This window comes from Porphyromonas crevioricanis, from assembly GCF_900167225.1.
In the GTDB taxonomy this organism is placed as follows: domain Bacteria; phylum Bacteroidota; class Bacteroidia; order Bacteroidales; family Porphyromonadaceae; genus Porphyromonas; species Porphyromonas crevioricanis.
Genome location: NZ_FUXH01000015.1, coordinates 1 through 23,049, shown reverse-complemented (window position 1 = coordinate 23,049; position 23,049 = coordinate 1). Strand labels below are relative to the sequence as shown.

Annotated in this window: 20 protein-coding genes and 1 rRNA gene; 4 read left to right on the top strand and 17 right to left on the bottom strand. The window is 46.4% G+C overall.

What is annotated here, in order from left to right; translation table 11 throughout:
- Window positions 1-18: 18 nt before the first annotated feature.
- The 4 genes from prfA to B5D48_RS07675 form a co-directional block, all read right to left on the bottom strand.
- Window positions 19-1,116: a peptide chain release factor 1 gene (gene prfA, locus B5D48_RS07690; protein WP_023937238.1), complete on the bottom strand. Its 1,098-nt coding sequence runs from the start codon at window positions 1,114-1,116 to the stop codon at window positions 19-21.
- A gap of 13 nt (window positions 1,117-1,129) precedes the next feature.
- Complete coding sequence (locus B5D48_RS07685) at window positions 1,130-2,305, bottom strand: AIR synthase related protein (RefSeq protein WP_042120230.1); 1,176 nt, start codon at window positions 2,303-2,305, stop codon at window positions 1,130-1,132.
- A 5-nt stretch (window positions 2,306-2,310) separates the two neighbouring features.
- Window positions 2,311-3,249: a glucosaminidase domain-containing protein gene (locus tag B5D48_RS07680; RefSeq protein ID WP_394341829.1), complete on the bottom strand. Its 939-nt coding sequence runs from the start codon at window positions 3,247-3,249 to the stop codon at window positions 2,311-2,313.
- Between the two features lie 239 nt (window positions 3,250-3,488).
- Window positions 3,489-4,895: an alpha/beta hydrolase family protein gene (locus tag B5D48_RS07675; RefSeq protein WP_078801716.1), complete on the bottom strand. Its 1,407-nt coding sequence runs from the start codon at window positions 4,893-4,895 to the stop codon at window positions 3,489-3,491.
- A gap of 253 nt (window positions 4,896-5,148) precedes the next feature.
- Between B5D48_RS07675 and B5D48_RS07670 the strand changes: the two genes are divergently transcribed.
- Together B5D48_RS07670 and B5D48_RS07665 are read left to right on the top strand one after the other, a co-directional pair.
- On the top strand, window positions 5,149-5,994 hold the full coding sequence (locus B5D48_RS07670; RefSeq protein ID WP_023937248.1) for a 3-hydroxyacyl-CoA dehydrogenase family protein: 846 nt from the start codon (window positions 5,149-5,151) through the stop codon (window positions 5,992-5,994).
- An 81-nt stretch (window positions 5,995-6,075) separates the two neighbouring features.
- Window positions 6,076-6,813, top strand: coding sequence for a CPBP family glutamic-type intramembrane protease (locus B5D48_RS07665; protein ID WP_023937250.1), 738 nt, complete (start codon window positions 6,076-6,078; stop codon window positions 6,811-6,813).
- Between the two features lie 386 nt (window positions 6,814-7,199).
- On the opposite strand, the gene typA is transcribed toward B5D48_RS07665, so the two are convergent.
- Both typA and nusB read right to left on the bottom strand, forming a co-directional pair.
- Window positions 7,200-9,002 carry a translational GTPase TypA gene (gene typA / locus B5D48_RS07660; protein WP_023937254.1) on the bottom strand — a complete coding sequence of 601 codons (1,803 nt, stop codon included), beginning with the start codon at window positions 9,000-9,002 and terminating at the stop codon, window positions 7,200-7,202.
- 15 nt (window positions 9,003-9,017) lie between these two features.
- Complete coding sequence (nusB, locus tag B5D48_RS07655; RefSeq protein WP_078801715.1) at window positions 9,018-10,091, bottom strand: transcription antitermination factor NusB; 1,074 nt, start codon at window positions 10,089-10,091, stop codon at window positions 9,018-9,020.
- A gap of 169 nt (window positions 10,092-10,260) precedes the next feature.
- Here nusB and B5D48_RS07650 point away from each other — a divergent pair, with 169 nt between their 5' ends.
- Window positions 10,261-11,286: a M28 family peptidase gene (locus tag B5D48_RS07650; protein WP_042120226.1), complete on the top strand. Its 1,026-nt coding sequence runs from the start codon at window positions 10,261-10,263 to the stop codon at window positions 11,284-11,286.
- Window positions 11,287-11,297: 11 nt separating this feature from the next.
- Window positions 11,298-11,723, top strand: a complete 426-nt coding sequence (locus tag B5D48_RS07645; protein ID WP_023937260.1) for a SufE family protein — start codon at window positions 11,298-11,300, stop codon at window positions 11,721-11,723.
- A gap of 481 nt (window positions 11,724-12,204) precedes the next feature.
- On the opposite strand, the gene B5D48_RS07640 is transcribed toward B5D48_RS07645, so the two are convergent.
- From B5D48_RS07640 to rrf, 11 genes are all read right to left on the bottom strand, one after another.
- Window positions 12,205-12,501: a hypothetical protein gene (locus B5D48_RS07640; RefSeq protein WP_023937264.1), complete on the bottom strand. Its 297-nt coding sequence runs from the start codon at window positions 12,499-12,501 to the stop codon at window positions 12,205-12,207.
- A gap of 4 nt (window positions 12,502-12,505) precedes the next feature.
- Window positions 12,506-14,644, bottom strand: coding sequence for a T9SS type A sorting domain-containing protein (locus tag B5D48_RS07635; RefSeq protein WP_042120227.1), 2,139 nt, complete (start codon window positions 14,642-14,644; stop codon window positions 12,506-12,508).
- Window positions 14,645-15,088: 444 nt separating this feature from the next.
- Window positions 15,089-15,727: a methylated-DNA--[protein]-cysteine S-methyltransferase gene (locus B5D48_RS07630; protein ID WP_023937267.1), complete on the bottom strand. Its 639-nt coding sequence runs from the start codon at window positions 15,725-15,727 to the stop codon at window positions 15,089-15,091.
- 6 nt (window positions 15,728-15,733) lie between these two features.
- On the bottom strand, window positions 15,734-16,435 hold the full coding sequence (locus tag B5D48_RS07625) for a MarR family winged helix-turn-helix transcriptional regulator (RefSeq protein ID WP_023937268.1): 702 nt from the start codon (window positions 16,433-16,435) through the stop codon (window positions 15,734-15,736).
- Window positions 16,436-16,451: 16 nt separating this feature from the next.
- Window positions 16,452-17,099, bottom strand: a complete 648-nt coding sequence (gene pdxH, locus B5D48_RS07620) for a pyridoxamine 5'-phosphate oxidase (RefSeq protein ID WP_023937269.1) — start codon at window positions 17,097-17,099, stop codon at window positions 16,452-16,454.
- Window positions 17,100-17,359: 260 nt separating this feature from the next.
- A complete protein-coding gene (locus B5D48_RS07615; protein WP_023937271.1) occupies window positions 17,360-18,814 on the bottom strand; it encodes a fimbria major subunit in 1,455 nt (484 codons plus the stop codon).
- 72 nt (window positions 18,815-18,886) lie between these two features.
- Window positions 18,887-20,197 carry an acetyl-CoA hydrolase/transferase family protein gene (locus tag B5D48_RS07610; RefSeq protein ID WP_023937272.1) on the bottom strand — a complete coding sequence of 437 codons (1,311 nt, stop codon included), beginning with the start codon at window positions 20,195-20,197 and terminating at the stop codon, window positions 18,887-18,889.
- Window positions 20,198-20,229: 32 nt separating this feature from the next.
- On the bottom strand, window positions 20,230-20,703 hold the full coding sequence (gene rlmH, locus B5D48_RS07605) for a 23S rRNA (pseudouridine(1915)-N(3))-methyltransferase RlmH (protein WP_036888611.1): 474 nt from the start codon (window positions 20,701-20,703) through the stop codon (window positions 20,230-20,232).
- 319 nt (window positions 20,704-21,022) lie between these two features.
- The gene (locus B5D48_RS07600) at window positions 21,023-21,445 is read right to left on the bottom strand and encodes a DUF3127 domain-containing protein (RefSeq protein WP_023937274.1); all 423 of its coding nucleotides are present in this window, start codon (window positions 21,443-21,445) and stop codon (window positions 21,023-21,025) included.
- Window positions 21,446-21,481: 36 nt separating this feature from the next.
- Complete coding sequence (trpS, locus tag B5D48_RS07595; protein ID WP_023937276.1) at window positions 21,482-22,471, bottom strand: tryptophan--tRNA ligase; 990 nt, start codon at window positions 22,469-22,471, stop codon at window positions 21,482-21,484.
- 475 nt (window positions 22,472-22,946) lie between these two features.
- Window positions 22,947-23,049 (bottom strand): 5S ribosomal RNA (gene rrf, locus B5D48_RS07590); the annotation flags it as partial.

The following is a 23,049-nucleotide window of genomic DNA, read 5'->3' as shown; positions in this document are numbered from 1 at the left end:
TCCTTGAATGATTTATTTCTACTGTAAGCTCACTTCTTTGAGACGCTCGAAATTCTCAGCCATAATCAGCTGATCTAATATCGGCTGCAAGTCTCCATCGAGCACGGCGTGTAAATTGTGTGTTGTGAAGTTGATGCGATGATCAGTGATACGTCCCTGCGGAAAATTATAAGTACGAATCTTGGCTGAGCGATCGCCGGTAGAGACCATTGTTTTTCTCTTGGCTGCGACCTCATCGAGATACTTCTGGTGTTCCATATTATAAATACGAGAGCGCAGCTCGACCATCGCTTTAGCCTTATTTTTGAGCTGAGACTTCTGGTCTTGACACTGCACTGTGATTCCCGTAGGGATATGCACCAGTCTGATGGCCGAATAAGTCGTATTGACAGACTGCCCACCGGGGCCACTGGCACAAAATATATCGACCCTGATATCCGACTCCTTAAGCTCTACATCAAACTCATCCGCTTGTGGCAATACGGCCACCGTAGCTGCAGAGGTGTGGATGCGTCCCTGTGTTTCAGTCTGTGGCACACGTTGCACGCGGTGTACTCCTGATTCGTATTTCAAGATACCATAGGCTCCCGAACCACTCACGGTAAATACAATTTCTTTGTATCCTCCGGTCGTTCCTTCGCTGTAGTCGGTCACCTCTACACGCCATCCCTGCTGTTCGGCATATTTGGTGTACATACGGTAAAGCTCTCCGGCAAAAAGGGCAGCCTCATCTCCTCCGATCCCTCCACGTATCTCCATGATCGCATCTTTGTCGTCTTCAGGATCACCTGGGATCAACAAGAGCTTTATCTCTTCTTCTGTCGAGGGGATCGCCTCTATTGCCTCATCAAGCTGTATTTTGGCTATTTGTCGCAACTCTTCGTCACTCTCGGTGGCGAGGGTCTCTTCAGCCTCTTCTTTGTCGGCCAAAAGCTGCTTGTAGCGACTCCCTACAGAGGCTATACGCTCCAGCTCACTATACTCCTTGCCAAGTGCTACAAAACGCTTGCCATCGGCTATCACTTCGGGGTCTGCAATCAGAGTACTAACCTCTTGAAGTCGTAGAGCCAGCTCGTCCAGACGCTTGGTTATGTCATTGGTTACCTGTCCACTCATGGGCTGGGCCGAATTAATATCTGTATTCGCCCTCTGCTGAGCGAATGATCAGTTCATTTCCTGAGGGTGCATCTTCTACCCGGCCAACTATCTGTGCAGCTATCCCAAAACTATTGGCAATATCTATGATCGTTTGCGCTTCCGATGGCTGCACATAGTACTCCAGCCGATGCCCCATATTGAAGACCTTGTACATCTCTTGCCAAGATGTGCCGCTCTGTTTGCGTATGAGACTGAAAAGAGGTGGCACCTCAAAGAGGTTGTCTTTGATCACCCGCTTATTCCTGACAAAGTGCAGCACTTTGGTTTGTGCTCCTCCCGAACAATGCACCATTCCATGGATATACGGACGCAATTCGTCGAATACCTGCTTAGCCACCGGGGCATAGGTACGAGTGGGGGAAAGAACAAGCTGACCGGCATCAATACCAAGCCCCTCTATCTCTTGAGTGAGGGAGATATTTCCGCTATAGACAAGCTCTTGAGGAAGAGCATTATCATAGCTCTCCGGATATTTCTCAGCCAAATAGTGCGCAAACACATCATGTCGGGCCGAAGTCAGACCATTGCTCCCCATACCTCCATTGTAAGCAGACTCGTATGTGGCGTGCCCAAAAGAGGCCAATCCGACAATTACGTCACCAGCAGCGATATGGGCATTGTCTATCACATCCTTCCTTTTCATGCGACACGTGACAGTACTATCCACAATGATCGTACGCACCAAATCGCCCACATCAGCTGTCTCTCCTCCGGTAGCATATACACCGATACCCAATCCTCGCAATTGGGCCAATAGCTCTTCTGTACCGTTGATAATGGCAGCAATTACCTCCCCGGGTATGAGTCGTTTGTTTCGCCCGATAGTGGAAGAAACCAAGATATTATCTACAGCTCCAACACATATCAGGTCATCAATATTCATGATAAGGGCATCCTGAGCAATCCCTTTCCAGACACTGAGGTCTCCGGTCTCTCGCCAATACAGATAGGCCAAAGAACTTTTGGTACCAGCTCCGTCTGCATGCATGATATTGCAGTACTCGGAATCTCCTCCGAGTATATCCGGAATGATTTTGCAAAAAGCATTGGGAAAAATCCCCTTGTCTATGTTCTTGATCGCATTGTGCACATCCTCCTTAGAGGCAGACACTCCGCGCAACATATATCTTTCATCCGATTGAGTCATTTCTGTCATCTCAGTCTAAGTATATCACCCTCCTGTGGCACATACTCTCCGTCTTTGTCGTTGAGTTTGTACAAATTTTTCATTCTCATCCCGTACATCTGGGATATGCTGTGCATAGATTCTCCCACTTTCACCACATGAGTGAAGTGCGGATCCGTCGCTTTGGCATTCTTATGCTGCAGAAATACAACCATGTTGTCCGAGAGAGGAAAATCCACAGGGATATCGTTGTACTTGGCTATTTTTTTCACACTAAGATCAAACTCCTCTGCTATATCGGATAGGCTCTCTCCTCTCTTGGCCAAGACATAGAGTAGCCCATAAGAGAGGTAGGCCTGACGCACCACCCCTTCTCTCCGTCCATGTGATCGTTTGCCAGCACTACGCTCAGCTTGGTACTTGGTTTTTCCATCGAACCAAAATGGAACTTTCCCTCGGTCGAAAGTGTAGAGTTGGTAATCCTCCACCATTTTGATCAGCAAATTGGCATACCCCTTGTTCGTTGCATAGCCACAACGTTGCAATCCAACTGCCCATCCCTTATAGTCTCGGATATCCAGCCTAAAAAGAGACTGATACCGAGGTTGTTTCAGGAAGAGAGAATGATCCTCAAAAGACTCCTGATAAGAATTATAACTTCGGAAACACTCATTGGGACGATCATCGGTGCGATGAGTCTTTTTGCCCGTCCAACTACGATGACACTTGATGCCGAAATGATTGTTATGTTCCTTAGCCAATGAGCTTGTGCCAGCCCCGGTCTCGACCATTCCTTGTGCTATGGTAATACTAGCCGGTACGCCATGCTTATTCATCTGGCGAATAGCTTCATCGGCATACCGCTTGGCATAGGCCTGATATGTCGGATTGAGATGCTGTGCCGACATGGCATGGCAACCCAAAAGAATTGTCAAAAGACAGGATAGCCAAAAACGGAGGTGTATCATTTGCATATAAGCTGTTCTTTTTCAAAAAAATACTGCGGCCAAACAAAGCCCCGCTTGCATTGGCAGGCATCGGCCACAATTCGCCTCAAAAGGCCCGAAGACAACACGGCACCCCCTCTCCATCCCTCAAAGAGAGAAACGACAGAAGTGGGCTAAGAGTACAAAGCCTCCGGATATTTCCCCTAAAAGTAGTGATAAAGGGCTAAGTGGAAAAATATTCCGGTGGAGACTTCGCCTTATTTCTGTAGAAGTCTGGCCAATTCATCGACCAACCACGAAAGCACCTCCGGGCTGATAGTCGTCCTAATCTGACCATACTCGGCAGGAGAGCCGGTGATAGCCGGCTGCATCAAGTGATTGAGACCATCGAACAATCGTACTTCTGCCTGTGGGAGTAGCTCTCTTAGCCGATCGGCATTATTAGGCAACACCTGCATATCCTTAGAACCATAGATACCCAAAACGGGACAATGGACAGCCTGCCAAGTAGCAGAAGGATCGATCCTTATGAACTCTCTAAACCAAGGAGTACAGGACTCTTCGGCAAGTTGCTGTGCCACAAGACTCTTTTGTTCCAAAGTGAAGGAACCCACATCCGCAAGATATTCCTGAACATGGTTTTTTATCATAATTCGGAGAGAATCGGTAGAGATCGTTTGGTTTTGCACCCAATCGTATATCTGCCTATTGAGCCTTTGTGTTTTTTCCAGATATTCCTCAGATCTATTCGACAGCTTGAGAGAAGCCAGTATTTGCTCTTCAATACACTGACGAAACGGGACAGTAGGGCCACCTATACTAATCACAGCCGCCACACTCTTGTCTTCGGCAGCAAGGCGAGCTGCAATATAAGCTCCTTCACTATGCCCCAAGAGCATCACATTCTCCGGATTTACGGCATCCAAGCTGCGCACATAGTTGAGCACCGACTTGGCATCGACTATCAAATCCTCCACAGAGGCCTCGTAATACTTACCAGTACTCTTGCCCACGCCACGATCGTCGTAGCGAAAAATGGTGTACCCATGGTGAGCCAATATATCTGCCAACACAGCAAAAGGCTTGTGCCCCAAGATTTCTTCGTCTCTATTTTGGGGGCCACTTCCTGTAATAAGAATAATTGTTGGCCGGTCTTTCAATACTGTATTCGGGATCGTGAGAGTACCGGCCAAGGAAATACCCTGAGGATGATCGGTCGTGAAATACTCTTGAGACGAATATGGTTCATCTCCAGAGACCTCTGTGTGAGAAACATCGGCTTTCTCTTTGCCTTCCTCTTGCGCATCTCGCCGATTCAGCTCCAAACGAGTGGAGAAACCTCCTTGAACAAAAGAACCCTCTATGCAATCTCTGTCCCGAAGAACTCCCCGGTATTCCAAAGCCAGTCCTTTGGCCACTATATGGAGAGAATCTCCCTGCACTTCAACCTCTGAAACCGGTATATCACTAACTCCCTGATCAGGGCTATCGAGACGACAATCCCATTCCCCACCAGGCAATTGTTTCAGGTGAAAAACAATCCTAAGCGACCCAACGGGCAAAGCAAGAAGTCCATTCCAGGAACCCTCCATCGAAATGGCTTGAGAAAACAAAGAAGACATGCCCGACAGTAAAAACGCAAATAACAGTATGATCTTTTTCATGAGCGTGATACTCGAATCATGAGGCCGTTGCAACCTCTTAGAATTATTGAACACTGCAAATATCGCTTTTTCGCACCGATTCTCAACTCTTGACAAAACCAGCAGAAAATGCACAAAAACAATCCTTCTCTCTCGCTTGTCTCCGTATCAATCGGACAATCCTGCCGGCAAAGAGTGTTGAGGGCTATATTTAGTACCTTTGTGCTACAACGTGGTGCAACAACATAATTATCAACTCAAAAAATAAGTACTCATGAAAATTGCAGTAGTAGGTAACGGTGCCATGGGGCGTGGCATTGCTCAGTGTATTGCCCAGCACGGCATGGTAGTGGTAGTCAAGGGTCGTTCGGAAGAATCGCTTGCCAATGCAATAGGCTCTATCCGCAAAGGTCTAGACAAGATGGTTGCCAAAGGCAAGATGCAAGCCGAAGAGGTAGAAGCCATAATGGGACGCATTGTGCCGACTCGCAGCTACGATGATTTGTCCGAAATGGACATCGTAATAGAGGCTATTGCCGAAGACATGGAGGTAAAAAAAGAAGCTATACGCACTCTCTGCGGTGTACTGCGCCGGGATGCTATCATTGCAACTAACACCTCCTCCCTCAGTATTACGGATTTGGCGGCGGGAGCCGAAGCTCCCAGCAGAGTAATCGGGATGCACTTCTTCAACCCAGTACCAGTAATGAAGCTCGTAGAAGTTATCAGCGGAGAAGAGACTGCTCCCGAGACCTTGCAAGCTGTACTCGATCTTTGCGAAAAACTTGAAAAAACAGCCGTAAAGGTGAATGAAGCTCCTGGATTTGTGGTAAACCGTATCTTGATCCCCATGATCAACGAGGCAGTAGGTATTTTGGCCGATGGAGTTGCTTCTGCAGAAGAAATAGACGAAGCAATGAAACTCGGAGCCAATCACCCAATGGGGCCATTGACTTTGGGAGACTTTATCGGTCTAGACGTTTGCCTGGCTATCATGGAAGTTCTTTTCAACGAGTACGGAGATCCCAAGTATCGTCCGCATGTATTGCTGAAAAAGAAAGTTCGCGCAGGGCATTTGGGGCGTAAAAGCGGTATCGGCTTCTTCGACTATCGCAAATAAAGCTCCATTTAGAGGCAGAGTTAGATTAAAAACGGGCTGCAAATTGATGTTGCAGCCCGTTTTTTTATTTTTGCCTCTGTCATGAAGGGAACGATTAAGCCACTAATAAACTTTCTACCTCACCCCTCAACAGTCTATTCTGTAGAGGGAGTAGCTCCACAAAGACGGCAAAGAATGCTCAATCTCTCGTTGGAGATCCTGACCATATTCTTGTCCATCATTATTCTGGGAGCTATCTGCAGACCTATAGCTCTGTCTTGGGGAGAATGGATTGCCTCCACCTACAATACAATCAATCCGGCTGAGCAGATGTTAGGGTACAACCACAAAATTGCAGAGAAATGGCTATTGTCCGTGTTTGCCATACTAATAGCTCCAGCACTGGAAGAATTTGCATTCCGCTATGGTCTCAACCTCAAACCGACCCCTCTGGCTCTGTGCCTAAGCAGTAGTCTACTATACTGCGCTGTAGGGCCCTTGAGATTGACTCCTCTCTCTTTCCAACTCTCTTTTGCAATCCTTATCCTTGTATTAGGATTTTGTTTCTACTGGGGATTTAGGCGTAGTATGCCACAGATAGGGCGATACAAAGGAAGCATCGTGGTCTTGTTCAGTCTGCTTTTCGGGCTGGCTCACTTAGGCAATCTAGAAACTTTTGAATGGATTGGCCTACCTGTCTACCTGCTCTGTATTGCTCCTATATTCCTATTTGGATATTATCTGGCCTATATACGCATACGCCGCGGTATTGGTATGGCTATACTGCTGCACCTAATAAACAACATGGTGGCAATACTGCTAATGCGAGGTGCCAGCTGATCTGAGATAAGCCTTTTTGCGACAAAAGGCGGTGTGTCATTAATATGCAAACTGCTGTGTTACTTGCAACATTCGGCTTCGGTTACTTCTTCTAAGTATGCTCCCTTCAGCCTCGGTCTTAGTGCCTTGCGTTCTGCGCATTCTAACGCACCTAAATAGGGAGGGAGTGTCAAAATTCAGTTTGGAGTAAAGGATACTATCATTTGCATAGGAAAACCGCTACCAAAAAGGATAAAATCCTATTTGATAGCGGTTTTTTCTTGTATGATTAAGATGTCATTCGTGTCTTTTCGATAGTTGGAAAATCTATTTTCGGATTTTGACACAGCCCCCTCTTTGTTGCGTCTCCGCAAAAGCAACCAGGGGAGTCTTCGATAGAAAGCCGATCAACTGCGATTGGCTCGCTTACGCTCGGTCTCGTCCAGAATGATCTTACGCATACGCATGGCATGCGGTGTCACTTCTACATATTCGTCTGCCTTGATGTATTCCAAAGCATCCTCCAAACTGAACACAATGGGGGGAGCCAAGCTAACCTTGTCGTCACTTCCCGAAGCTCGCATATTGGTGAGTTTCTTGCTCTTGCAAACATTAACGACCAAGTCTCCCTCCTTGGTGTGCTCACCTACCACTTGACCAGCATAGACTTCTTCTTGAGGGCTGATAAAGAATTTACCACGACTTTGTAGATTATTGAGGGCATAAGCATAGGCTGTCCCACTCTCCAGAGCAATGATAGAGCCATTGGCACGACGATCGAGCTCCCCTTTCCAAGGTTCAAATCCGAGGAAACGATGAGCCATAACAGCCTCTCCGGCCGAAGCCGTCAATACATTATTATTCAGACCGATAATTCCACGCGAAGGGATCTTGAACTCCAAAAATACTCGTCCCTGCTTGCTATCCATCATGGTCATCTCGCCTTTTCGCTTGGTCACCATGTCGATAATACGACTGGAGTAGTCCTCAGGCAAATTGATAGTGAGCTGCTCTATCGGTTCACAGCGTTCGCCATCTATTTCTTTGATGATCACCTGTGGCTGACCAACCTGCAATTCGTAACCCTCGCGTCTCATTGTCTCGATAAGGACAGAGAGGTGCAGCACTCCTCGACCATAAACAAGCCAGGAATCGGCAGAATCGGTAGGCTCTACACGCAATGCCAAGTTCTTATCCAGCTCACGCATCAGTCGCTCGTATATATGACGGCTGGTAACGAACTTACCGTCCTTACCATAGAAAGGAGAGTTGTTAATGGTAAAGAGCATACTCATCGTAGGCTCGTCTACTGCAATGGCTTGCAAGGCTTCCGGCTGGGCCGCATCGGCTATTGTTTCGCCAATCTCAAAACCTTCCAGACCCACCACCGCACAGATATCTCCGGAAGAGACTTCTGCTGTTTCAGCTCGTCCCAATCCTTCGAAGGTATCCAGTTCCTTAATCCGCTGCTTAACCACAGTTCCGTCTCTCTTGCACAGAGCTATTTCCTGCCCACTGCGTAATGTACCTCTATGTATACGCCCGATAGCGATGCGTCCCAAATAGCTGGAATAATCAAGCGAGGTAATCAGCATTTGCGCCGGGCCTTCCAGCTGAGACGGAGGGGGTATGTGATCCACGATAGCATCCAGCAGAGGAGCGATATTATCGGTAGGCTTGTTGTAGTCGGCACTCATCCAACCCTGTTTGGCAGAGCCGTAGATTGTAGGGAAATCCAACTGATCTTCAGTGGCATCAAGGCTGAACATCAAATCAAACACCATCTCCTGCACTTCCGACGGACGACAGTTGGGCTTGTCTACCTTATTTATTACAACGATCGGTTTCAAGCCCATTTCTATGGCTTTGTGCAACACAAATCTCGTTTGTGGCATCGGCCCCTCAAAAGCATCCACCAGCAACAGACATCCGTCTGCCATATTGAGTACTCGCTCCACTTCTCCGCCAAAGTCGGAGTGCCCCGGGGTATCTATGATGTTGATCTTGCAATCTCGATAGCGAATACTCACGTTTTTGGATAGGATCGTGATACCTCGCTCGCGCTCCAAATCATTATTGTCAAGGAAAGTGCTTACTTCGGCCGCTTTGTCGTCTCGGAAAAGTTTACCGGCCAGCAGCATTTTGTCTACCAAGGTTGTTTTGCCATGGTCTACGTGGGCGATGATAGCAATGTTTCTGATGTTTTGCATAAATGTAGGGTTGCTCTATCGACTTTTTTTCTTTGCCATTTGTTGAGCTAGTTTGTCGAGCACTCCGTTGATAAAAGCATAGCTTTTGGGGGTGGAGTAACTTTTGGCCAGTTCAATATATTCGTTAATACTAATGTGGGCCGGTATTTCGTCCATCTCGGATATTTCGACCATTGCCATTTGCATGATAAGCATGTCGATATCGGCTACACGCTCGCCATCCCAATTGATAAGGTAAGACTGCAATTTTTGCCGGTAGTCTTGTCCGTTTTCTATTGTCAGAGAAATCAGATCAATAGCGAACTGCCGATCGGAAGGGTCTTTATACATAGGTGAAATACCGCTATCCGGCCCTTCATTGTCTTTCATTTTGCGTATTGTTTTCAAGACAAAGTCTTTGGCGATCTCTACCGGTACCGTATCAGCCCTAACATATCGGTAGTTTCCCTGCGCTTTCAACTCTTCAACGGCCTCATCTATTGTTTCGATATCGGGCATCTCCTCACAGCCATATTTTTCTGTGATTTGCAATGGGTTATCCCAAAAAGGAGAGTAAGCCTCAAGCTCCTCAGCCACATCCTCGTCACAAAAGATCAAATCGCGATATACCTCTGCCCAAAATGTCGTATCGGCCTCTATCGAAGGTTCGGCAGACAGATAATTGCGATAAGCATCAGAAGCCAATAGCTTATTCAGCAGACGACGCAGCAGCGAGTCGTTTGAACGCCAATTCACCACAGCCGAAGAAGCGTACTCCTGCAGTATGGGGGACTGCCTCATCCTTACAGCCAAACTATTGTTTGCTAGACGCATATCTGGATTTTTATCCTCCTTTGTAGCCAGATGCTTATGCTTGCGTGCTTCGAGCAGTTCGCAGTGCAAATCTGTCAAATCGGAGAGTAGACCAAGAAAGTGAAGATAAAATTCGTACGTCTCTTTGAGACTTAGTTCAAGTGCTTCTACTATCGCTCGGATAGGGGCCATTTCGCGGTGTTGGTATGCATAAGCTATTTGCAGAGCCCGTGTGCGAATGATGGTTCGGTTAATCATTTTTCGTCTATGCTGTATTACGTCATGCCGCAGCCACATCGCTCGGACTGCTTCTCGGCAAATCGGCACAAAGTTAAAGCAAAAGGATTAGACTTGAGCAAGATTGAGAAAAAGAACTTCCCTGAGCTTGAAGTGTTTGTGTATCTTTGTCGGAATGAATATAATTCGAGGTTATAGCAGATCTCAAACAGCTTTACACACAATCCGAATGACAAATTCCTTTTATCTCCACGTCCGACAGGTACCCCTGGCTCTTCTCTATGTCTGCACATTCGCAGTGGCTCTACTGCTGGGTAGTTGCCAAAGCAAGAACAGCAAAAAGGTCGATGACACCGGCTCTATCGATCCACAAGACAGTGTCCGCTCAACTATTCTCTTCGATGCAGACAGTGCCTACCGCTATATTGCACATCAAGTATCGTTCGGGCCACGTGTCCCAGGGACGGAAGCATGGCAAAAATGTTCGGATTGGCTACAAGCCCAATTGGAACAATCAGGAGCAAAAGTAATTCTGCAAAAAACACAAGTAAAGAGCTTTGATGGGAAAATGTTGCCCTGCCACAATATCATAGGGGTTTACAACGAGGCTGCGACCCGTCGTATTCTGTTGGCTGCTCACTGGGATTCGCGCCCCTTTGCCGATCAGGATTCCAATACTGCCAACCACAACAAACCCATATCGGGAGCTGATGACGGAGCCAGTGGAGTAGGTGTACTACTGGAGTTGGCTCGACAATGGGGATTGGTCTCCCCTGCGATAGGCATCGACATTGTTCTTTTCGATGTAGAGGACTATGGTAGCTCCAATGAGGAAAATTCGTGGTGTCTCGGATCCGACTACTGGGCAAAAAATCCACATACAAAAGACTACAAAGCCGAATATGGCATCTTACTGGACATGGTAGGAGCCAAAGAGGCCAAATTCTATTGGGAGGGATTCTCTCGCGACTATGCCCCCATGGTAGTATCCAAAATCTGGGATAAAGCCGCAAGCCTGGGATATGGCAAATACTTTGTCCACGCCAGTGGAGGCTATCTAACAGACGATCATGTACCCGTGCAAAGACACCGCAACATACGTATAGCCAACATTGTCAACTACGATCCGGGTAGAGAAAAAGGGTTTGGTCACTATTGGCATACCATGAACGACAATATGGACATAATAGATCGGCAAACCCTCGAAGCTGTGGGTAAAACAGTGAAAGCTATAATAGATGAAGAAAAACAATAATCAGGATACCAATGGATAAGAAATCGATCAACGAAGTACAAGACAAAATAGTAGAGGAATTTGGAGCCTTCGACGATTGGATGGACAAATATGCCCTCCTGATCGATCTGGGTTCCAACCTGGAAGGACTCAAAGATGAGGAGAAGAAGCCCGAAATGCTTATCGAAGGTTGTCAAAGCCGGGTATGGATCGTAGCCGAGATGCGTGATGGTCGCTTGCACTTCCGAGCTGATAGCGATGCACTTATTGTCAAAGGACTGGTAGCACTCCTATTGAGAGTATTGGACAATCGGACAGCCAAAGAAATCGCAGAAGCAGACCTTTACTTTATACAGAAAATGGGATTAAGCGAACACTTGTCCCCCACTCGTTCCAACGGTTTGTTGGCTATGCTCAAGCAAATGAAATATTATGCTGTAGCTTTCAGCCAAGCCTAATTGACATATAGATTATCTACCTCAACTTGCCCGTCTGCACAAGACGGGCTTTTTTCGTTTTATGCCCCCTTGCACAATGTGACAATCAGCTCTTCATACAACAGCCTCAATAGAGATTTTATGCGTTATACCACCATGTTTACCCCTGTTTATTTTTGCATTTATCTGTTTCTGTTTTATTCCGTTTTTCTGCTCAAATCATGGCCTTTTTAGTTGCTTTTTCTCACCTCTTTTTGATGCTGAGCGGAGTCGTTTTTTGCTAACACGGGAGAAAAAGAAAATTCTCTCCTCAGAAAAATATTATTCTCTCCTGTGTTAGCAAAATTTCATATAGGAGAGAATTTTGCCCTTTCAGAACACCGATGAATAGGGAATTTTGAGAGTCCTATAAGATTCCTACGAAGGGAAGGAATATTCATCTGTCTATGTGGCTTATTTTCCTCCATTTTTCCGCAATCCATTTTTTACAAAACATATAAACTTAAGCAATAGTCCAGTTCACTAAATCGACGGCAAATCCATCTTCTTTTAGGAGACAGCCGTACCCTACCCAACAAGTTTTTTCAGGCCAGTCATTGATTTTTCTACCAACATTCATTCCCTGACGAAAAGGAAAACGGCCCAAGGAATTACTCATCCCTTGAGCCGTCGCTTCAGCCTTATGAACAACAAGGATGTTGTTGCCTATGTCAATCCGGTGTAGAAAGCCCCAGATCCTCCCGAGAGAAAAATCTCCAAACAAATTGGAAGGGAGGGATAATAGTCCGATAGGGGACATTGACTCACCTCTTGATGATAACACGCACCTCCTTACCGATACGCAAGATGTACTCTCCAGCTGGGAAATCGACAAGATATACTCGAGCCTCTCCATCAAGATTTGTCCGTCCGGAGTAAATGGCAGCTCCTGTCGGGCTTATCAACTGAATAAGCGTATTCGGAGCAGCTCCCTCAATGGTAACATCACTTCCCGTCGGATTGGGATAGCAACGCAATCTTCCTTCGGACAAAGAATTCACAGAGCGAGTATTCTTATTCTCTCCCCCTACATAAAGCTGCGCATCCTGCTCACCTCCGTTATAGTTATAGACCTGCCATCCTTTGGCTTTGGCTCTGGCAACCTGTTCGGACAGACACTCGTTGCCTTCGTTCGGGAACGACTCGTCTACCACAATCAACTGAGCCTGATCCTCGGCAGTCCGAACAGGAAGGCTGCTGATAAGCCGATCCATGTCATTGCCGGCAATTTGATTGCGACACACATTCACGAAACGGAGCTTCGGACAATTTGTAAAGTCCAGTTGGGAAAGTTTGTTACCTTCGCAACTAAGCTTCGTAAGCAACTGATTACCACTCAAATCCAAACGATCCAAGTCGTTCTGTGCACAATTCAAATCAATCAAAAGTCTGGCATGGGTAACATTCAGGCTATTGGCCTGAACAGAGGGGCAAGCAAACTTTTCGATCATAGCACTGATGCGTATGACATTCTCCTCGGCATCGATAATCATTTGGTCATAATGGACTTCCCTAATCTTTCCACCCTGCACTTCTGGCATAACGGTAGCCATATTCTGCCCAATCGTGAGGTTGAGAGGGCCGGTAAATGCACGACCGATCTCGATGTAATCTTCATAGGGTTGTGCTTCCTGGAAAACAACTCGCACCTCTGTATCTTCGTTCACAGCAAAGGAGCAGATACGGGTAATATTTTCATTTCCGGCATACACAGCAGATAACCGGTATCCCAAGGCAGGTTTACACTTAACCTTCAATTGTGTTTGGGCAGGTACTCTGGTCAAATCCTCCGCGCCCTCTATGAAGACCTCCCCCTTACCTTCTATCGGAAGCAGGGAAACAGAATAAATTCCGGCAAGTTTGAAAGTAGCCTCCACTCTCGTTGGCTCGGAAATATAGAAAACAGGATACCTCTTGATATCCTTTCCGTTGGCTGTCAACTCCGACAATTCGTACCCCTGCTCAGCTTCGGTATGCACCACAACCGCATCGTCTTTTTGAATCCTTGAAGGATCCGGGTTGTCTATCCAAACACGTCCATGCTCGGTAGGTGCAATCGTCACAGGGAAGTAAATAGGGTCATTGCCTGCATAGGGGACTCCATCTCCATTGTTTTCACCAGCCAAATAGTCTTTCACAATCCAACCCAAACTCCGGGCAAGAACAACATCATTCTTGAAGCAAGTATTTTCTTTATCCGGAAGAGGGGACAGACTGTTTACAGCTAAGAGCACACCCGGAGTAGAGCGAGCAGGCAAATGCCTAATCAGGTTAGTCATAAAGTCGCCCCTAATCCAATTCTCATAGCAGTCTATACGCTGTAAGTTCGGGCTGTTCACAATCTCAAGCTCCAACAAATAATTTCGTTGGCAAAAGAGATGGGTAAGAGCTGACTGATTGACGATTACCAATGATTTGAGTTGATTGCCAGAACAGTCTATACGTATCAATTTGTCGCCCCCGATGGCCTCAAGAGTGGATAAATTGTTGCCTTTGCAGTCCAAAGCCGTAATATCGCCTCGAATAACGACCTTGTCTTCTGTAAGGGTATAAGTTCTCCGTCCCGTGTACGGAGCATCTTCCAGCACACCTTCCACAACAAATTCGCCCTCGGTACCTGAAATATCAAGGACAATCTGCTCTCCAGCAGCACGATGGAAGGTCATCTTAATTGTCTTATCCTCTGTCATGGGCAAATCATCGGGATACTCATCAGAGATACTCCGAATCTCTTCGTTGCCTGCCAGACCGGCGTAGTCCTCTGCATGAGCCCGAGTGGGGATGAGCAACGCACCTCCCAGCAGCTGCCCCAGACACAGAAGCAACATAAGGTACAAAGTGGAACGACCGAGCACGCCCTTGGGCTGAGGGCGAAGGTTCTTAAATTGGTTGTAAAGTTCCATAGCTTTTCTCTTCCTGTCAATTTGGTCGAGGATTCTCTTTTCTTAACGCAAGTATCAATATCCGAGAGGAGGAATCCCTTACCCTCTCAAGGGATAAAGATGCAGGATAGGTGCAAAAACGACACCTCCCTCGCAGTGAAGATATCGAATTAAGTCGAATATACAAGAATACATTCCGAAAACATCCTTTCTTTTGACTGAAAGCTTTATTGCTTTTGTGGAAAAATCAAATCAAGCTCCGAAGCCTTCATTTGCGAAAGAAGAGAGGAGAGAGAGGAAAGAACTGAACCACTGCGAACAATATCAAAACTCTCTATCCGAATTGAAACCTGTTGCATGGTCTTAAGACAAGGGGAGATAGAAGTCTATAGAAATGGTTGATCAAGCCTGATTGGGACTGTTGCCCCACATGTTCTCCGGTTGGAGATAACAATGTAGCAATCCTTATTTTGCAATAGATCTTTCATAAGCAAGGATAGATTGCTTAATATCTGTGCCATAGTAATACCCTCCTATCGACCCATCGCTACGCACAACTCTATGGCATGGGACAATCGGAGCAAGAGGATTTCGCCCTATGGCAGAAGCGACAGCTCGCACCGCCCGAGGCCGTCCAATAAACTCAGCAATGGCTGAGTAACTGCAACAACAACCAATCGGGATACGACAGAGAGCCGACCAAACCTGTTGCTCCAAAAGGCTGGCTGTGCTCATCGGTTCGAATAGCGGAACAATTTTCTTCGGCTGGGTCAACCTCTCGTTTCTCTCCTTGTCTCCATAATAAAAAAGCCCCATTGTCTCTTGCGGAAAATCCGCGAGAGACAATGGGGTACCCTCGACATCATCCTTCACTGACAAAGATGGACCAAGTAGTTTTATACCGCTGATAAGAATATGTTCCAGACTCTGTTTCTCTCCTCTCTCCAAACTATAGACCTGCCAATCAAAACCTGCATACCTCAATACACCGGCCGGGAATTCACCCGGTTTCTCTACCCCTCTTTCCGAGTTTCGGAATACAATATGACAAATCGGAGGGCAGGTGGCCAAATCTTTTGCAGACAGCAAAGTCACGGATCGCATCCGAGATTATTTGTTCCCGGCCGACACTCCTCGAGAAGCACGTCCATGGCTGGTTGTTGTGTTATCTACCGTTACCCCCTTCAGCTCGGCCAACTCTTCAAGAGGAGTCTCTCGATGCTCAAGGAATAGTTGATGGTTATCTGCACACAACACAGTCTGTATTCTTGAGAGCAAAACCTTCTGCCCCTCTTTGAGAGAAGAGGTCAAGAGAGCTGCGCTCTTTTTCAGTGGAGCAAAGATCTTAAATATCTCCTGTCGTCCTTCTTCCGTAATACTCACATCCATAGAACGGCGATCGGTACGGCTGGCTTGCTGAGACACCAGACCTTTCTTTATTAAACGCTGTATTACCTCTGCTCCAGATGTCTTCTCCATTGCATTAGCATTATTCAGCTCCGTCTTAGTCATCACCCCTCCCGTGAGCAAGGTGGCTAGATAAGTATATTCCTCCAAAGTTTGCAATTTGCTGTCCTGCATGGCTCGTTTCACATAGGAGCGAGAATATCTATATATCAGGGCAAAATCTCTCGCTATGTTTATGTCCAACCGATCGGGCTGTTCCGGAGCCTTGTCTCCTGCAATAGAACGAGTACGCACAGAGAGGAAAGCTGCAAAAGAAGAGGGAGTGAGGCAGTCTCCAAGGCCCATTACATCGGCATACTCTTCTATCTCGTCTATCAAGTATTTGAGTAGTTCTGTCTTGTTCATTTTGTCTAAACTTTAGTTAAGGGGCAATTCTACCAATAGACCATTTCCCATCGGCCTGCAGCTCATACAAAAAACGATCATGCAACCGGCTCTCTCTCCCCTGCCAAAACTCGATGCGTACCGGCTTAACAGCAAAACCTCCCCAATGATCGGGTCTCGGCACCTCTCGGCCAACATATTTAAGAGACTCCTTGGCAAACTGGGCTACAATAAAACTCCGCCCCGGTATAGGGCGACTTTGGGGTGAAATTCGAGCTCCTATCCTACTTTTGTATGGGCGCTGCCTAAAGTAAGCATCGCTCAATTCCGGTTCTAAATGACGTACGGTGCCTTCCACATGGATCTGCCGCTCCAGCTCGTGCCACAGAAAAGTGAGAGAAACATGAGGATTAGCCGCCATTTGTCGTCCCTTGCGACTCTCATAGTTGCTATAAAAAATAAACTCTCCGTTAATAAACTCTTTGAGCAACACTGTGCGTGCACTCGGATGTCCATCCAAAGTCGATGTGCAAACGATCACAGCAGTAGGCTCATAGGTACGCGCATCGAGAGCATCTTGCAACCACGCAATAACTTTCTCAAACGGATCTTCCGGCATCTGAGAGCGAGTTAGCTGTTGACTCTTATACTCACGGCGAATATCTTCAAAGTGTAACTCTTTCATCGTATTACCTAAATATCGATCGCAAAGGCAAAGTTACAAGTTATTCTTAATGTAGCACGATTTATCTAAAGAAAAGAGAATAAAAGACCGATCTTGCCAATTATAAACCCTCATTACAGCACATCCGATATGTTTTCCAAAGTCTTTTCTGGCAAAGAAATAGCACAAAACAGCCAGAAGTGTGGAGTTTCTCTCACCACACCTACCCCAAAAACTTCCCCAACAGTTGACTTCGGAGAGGATAATAAAGAATGAAGGAATTAGAAACTTACCTCCTGCTCTCTGATATTGGTAGCATTGACTGTCATCTTCATTCCCACAAAAGATCCTTCATCCAATCGCGAAGCATTGCCAGCCAAATTGGGAACCACAGCCATACCCGGGCCGGATATTTTATTGACTTTGATACGGTATTCGTTGTTTCGCACAATCCCATAGCGACCATAAGATCTCTTACCGGGAGCCTGTTCATCCCCGAAATGACGAATATAAACAAGGTAGTAGTTGGCCGCCTTGTGGTAATAGCGGATACCCTCCTGCTCAAATGCACGTGTATAATCGAATTCTCTTGAGGCACGTACCTTACGGATAGCCTCTGCCAGACCGGGAACCGGAATGGATTTGCCCTTCTCGACTTTCTCTACATAAGACTTGAACTCTGACAATAACATACAACGGGAACCAAAGCCTACCCAACTATAATCTCCTCCGGGAGTAAAAGACAACGAAGCGGGAAGATAGTGGTAGCGAATGAGGGCAAACGGTGTACCTCCTCTAAAGTAAGCATCCGGTTTCATCGTACTTTCTCTGCTATAAGCCAAGAGAGAGAGGTCGAAACGCTTACTCAAATCGGGCTGAACATCCGGGGCATACAAACCCTTGACCATTGATTCAGTAGAGATAAACCCAAAACTATCGGACAAAGGGGCTCCTTCCATGCTGCCATCATCAAAGCCGGGGCAGCGAGCATAGCGACGCTGCGGATCGGATTGGTCTCCTGCCTCCTCTTTTGTTTCTCCTCCATCCAGCTTGTCCGGCATACGCATAGGATAAATTTTCTTGTACAAACCGGAAATCATATAGCAAGATCTGTATTCCGAACCATCCTCCTTTATGCTACCACCTTCTATCTGAGGTTTTCCATAAACAACAACTCTAGCCAATACTGGCTCAAGTCTGATATTCACAGTCTGCTCACCGGTTCCTTCTCTTGTCTGAACAAACTGCTCCGGCAAGACCTCTACCGGCCCCTGATCGTTGAGCATAGGGATAGCCAGCAAACGAGAAATATCTTTCTTGTCCGTATATGCCAACTTATCAACCGTGACACCGGACATAGGCTCTGATGTCAAAGCACTCAGAGGACTACCAAGAGTCAGCATTGCCTCATACTTAGGCACCGGATTGGCTATTGCCACCACCTTGTATCTACCTTTCGGGATAGCTACAGTCACAGAGGGTAATTCGGCTGGGGACAGCTCCTTAAGAAACTCCAACTTGCCTGTATTGGCATCGAAAAAAGCAATGCTCAAAGACAAAATTTTCTGCATAGGATCCTCTGGATCTGAACGGAGCGGAGAAAGATTCGACCCTATTTCCAAATGGAGATAACTCTCATCCTCATAGAAAAAATCGCTTGGCACATCCTTACTGCACCCCATGGCCAGAACAAAGACAACCGGCAAAAGCCAAATACGAAACAAAGACAGTCTCATTTTACAAGATGATAAATAGAAAAAAAATAAAAGGACGGAATATCCATAAAGACACTCCGCCCTTTTCCTCGTTTATTTATTTACAGATTTACAAAAACGCTTGCGATACTCTTCCTCCAGCCAAGGCCTAAACTTGGGATGAGCAATAGAAATCAAAAGCTCAGCTCGCTCGCGTAGACTCCGACCTCTCAGACGTACAGCACCATATTCGGTAGCTACATAATCTATCTCCATCCGCCCACTGGTGACAGTAGCACCCTCTTTCAGTATAGGGACGATACGTGACTGCTCTCCTGCTTTAGCCGTGGAAGGGAAAGCCATAATGGAGATACCTCCTTTTGAGTACCTGGCTCCACGAAGGAAATCAACCTGCCCACCAGTACCACTAAACTGTTCATACCCGATTGACTCCGATGCAGCCTGCCCTGTCAAATCCATTTCTATACAAGAATTGATAGAAACCAGGCGATCATTCTTGGCTATCACATAGGGGTTATTGACATAATTCACCGGATAACACTCGATCATGTCATTATGGTCAACAAAACGATACAGCTCTTCACTTCCCATGATAATTGAAGTGACAACCTTCCCCGGATGAAGTGTTTTTGCCTTGCCATTGATCAAACCCGAACGAATGGCATGCATCACTCCATCGGTAAACATCTCGGTATGTATGCCGATATCTTTTTTCCCATCCAAACTGCTCAACACTGCATCGGGAATTCCTCCAATACCTAACTGCAGAGTTGCCCCATCCTGAATCAACTCGGCACAATGCTTGCCTATTTGCATCTCTATTTCCCCTACCGGAGGATTGATTACCTCTACTACAGGCTGATCGATAGGGATCATATAGTCTATCTCCTCCAAGGAGATTAAGTTGTCCCCCCCTATATACGGCATCTGAGGATTGATCTCTGCTACCACGACTTTGGCAGCCATGGCTGCGGGCTTGGTATAGTCGGCAGATACCCCAAAGGAACAACGACCTTCGGCATCGGGTTCCGAAACTTGTACGACAGCAACATCCACAGGATAAAAGCCCTGAGAGAAAAGCTCGGGTACTTCGTGAAAATGACAAGGAACAAAGTCCACTCGACGATCCCGGTAGGCAGAACGGGAGTTACCCTCCAAGAAGTTGAGAAAGCCCCTCACATGTCCCTCCATTTCAGGCATCAAATGCCAAGCCTTTCCGAAATAAAGCATGTGAAAAACGGTTATATCCCGCAGGCTCTCGCGATTGCGAAACATCGCCTCTGCAAAGTGCTGTGGAGCAGCAGCAGCATGGCCGAATACGACACGTGCTCCTGGTTGAAGACTACGAACAACAGCTTCGTCAGTGGATACGATACGATCCTTATACTTCTCTTGCCAATTCATTTTTTATTTACTCGTTTATTGTTCTAATATATCTAATCATGATGATAAGGCTCCCCCCGAAGAATGGTAAAAGCCCTGTATAGTTGCTCTACGACAAAAAGACGTACCATTTGGTGGGAAAAGGTGAGTCGGCTCAATGACAACTGCATATCCGCCCTCCGATACAAATCAGCAGAAAATCCATAAGGTCCACCAATGATGTAAACGATACGCTTAGTGCTGTTCAGCATATGTTGCTCAAGGGAGGAGGCCCACTCTCGACTCGAAAGGGCCTTACCTCGCTCATCCAGCAAGACAACATGATCTCCAGGATGGAGCCGTTTCAGGATTTCCTCTCCTTCCTGCTGCTTCTGTACCTCTACTCCTCGGGACTTAGCAAGTTTCACATCCGGTATCACTTGCAATTCAAAAGGGATATAATGACGTAAACGGCTTGTATAACAGGAGATAAGGGTATCCAACTCTCCCTGGTCTGTTTTCCCGACCACTATAAGAACAATCTGCATTGCTATCGAAGAACTTCCCGAAGCATTCCAAAATTACAAGAAGAGACTATCGTATGAACTCCCCCTAAAGACACCTGCACAGATCTCGCCAAATCTTTCGGAATACAATAGCTGTAAGGTCTTGAGACAAGAAGTAAAGGGAGCGTACCTTAGTATACGCCCCAATTAAAATGTCTGAAATAACACAGCGAGGGCTGTATTACACAATGACCTCACATGAGAGAGTTTTGACACAAGGCAAAGTCTCAATACAAAACAACAAGCTGTAATATCGACACCAACCTTGGTATATCAGTCAGAGGGAGCCTTGGAGAGGCTGTTAAAAGGGCAAATCACTCCCCATATCCGAAGAATCCGGAAGAGAAGTGGGTGATTGTACTTGCTCGGCACCGGCTATCTGCGTAGCAGGGCTTGGCATGGGAGCTGCATAGCCGGCAACAGGGGCTGCAGCATAAGGTTGTTCATTAGAAATCCCTCGGTCTACTCGCCAAGCTCTCACATCTGTATACCAACGGCCATTGTACTCACGACTCTCTATATCTACTTGTACTGTGATCAATTCACCCATCTGTATATTGAACTGCTTGATACGGTCGCCCCAAAGGTTGAAACAAATCTTCTTGGGATATTCGCTATCCACAGTCTCTATCACATACTCTTGCTTGCTCCATTCCTTTCCCGAGGCTTGTCCCTTACCGGACATCAAAGGAAGCACAGCTATCACTTTTCCCTTTATTTCCATCTCAATTCCTGTATTTCTTTTTAAGTAAGTGGTTAATTATCGTGCTGTGAAGCCTATTATCTGCCGAACCTCCCGAAGGGTAGCAGCAGCACTCTCTCTGGCTTTCTCAGCTCCCATCCTCACAACCCTATCCAGATAAGCCGTATCGGCCGCTATGTCCACTATCCGCTCTCGGATAGGAGCGCAGTAGGTATTGATGTCGGCGGAGAGCTGCTTTTTCATATCTCCATAACGGATCTCACAATTGTTGTAAGCCGCATCGAAATACTTGTAGACTTCTTCCGAAGAAACCAATTCCATCAGTTTGAAAAGATTGGCAATTGGCTCGGGTTTAGCACTATTTGGCTCGGTAGGCCCAGAATCAGTCACCGCTTTCATCACTTTCTTGTGTATTTCTTTCTCTGTATCAGAGAGATAAATAGCGTTCCCTTCACTCTTACCCATTTTGCCACTACCATCCAAGCCCGGTACCTTGACCGCTTCACGCCCTAAACTGAAAGAAGCCGGCTCAGGAAAAAAATCCACCCCATAGATTGTATTAAATCTACGAGCAAACTTCCGAGCCATCTCCATATTCTGTTCCTGATCCTTTCCTACTGGCACTTTCTCCGCACGATGTATCAAAATATCCGCTGCCATAAGCGTAGGATAAGTCAGCAAACCTGCATTGACATTTTCAGGCTGCTTACGAGCTTTTTCCTTGAAAGTAGTCGTGCGCTCCAGCTCTCCCAAATAGGCATTCATATTCAAGTAGAGATAAAGCTCCAAGACTTCCGGCACATCGCTCTGAACATAAATGGTAGACTTCTCAGGATCTATACCAACGGCCAAATACTCCGCTAATATGGAACGAACATTACGAACTATATTTTCCGGACGAGGATGAGTTGTGAGTGAATGCCAATCTGCAATGAAAAACTTACAATCATAGCTCTGCTGCATTTCCAAAAAAGATCGCAAAGCCCCAAAATAATTACCTAAATGGAGATTACCTGTCGGCCGAATCCCACTTACCACTATCCCCATATATCTCTGAACTATTTCGTTACAAAACTGATATAAATGCCTCTCCAAACAAGAAAGGCCGTTGAGCCGGACAATATCTACTACAATGGCAGAACAAAAGGCCGAGCAGACAAATCCACAGCTCCGCAAAAGTACAAATTAAAGGAGACAAGAGGACAAAGAATCAAAGCAATAAACGGAGTAGAGCAATAAAGATCAGCATGTAATAGAAAGAGAGGGTTAGAAGTTGGGGTATATAGCGGGAGGAATAGATAAGGAAATAGTTAGAGCAATTGTTTGTAGTAGCATTCAGGCTGTGTTTTCTCTACCTCTTGCTTTCCTTCGCTCTTGAGGAAAGAAGAGAAGCAAGAGAAAGAGGTTAGAGAGGAAAGAGAGAGGAAAGAGAGAGAATAAAACAGCGGGAACAGCGCGGGCGCGGTCTAAAAAAGAATAGCGGGTAACAAGTCTTACAACTCATCACCCGCTATCTAAAAAAAAACGGCAGCTACCTACTCTCCCACTATACGCAGTACCATCGGCGTGGTTGGGCTTAACTTCTCTGTTCGGAATGGGAAGAGGTGGATCCCCAACGCTAAAAC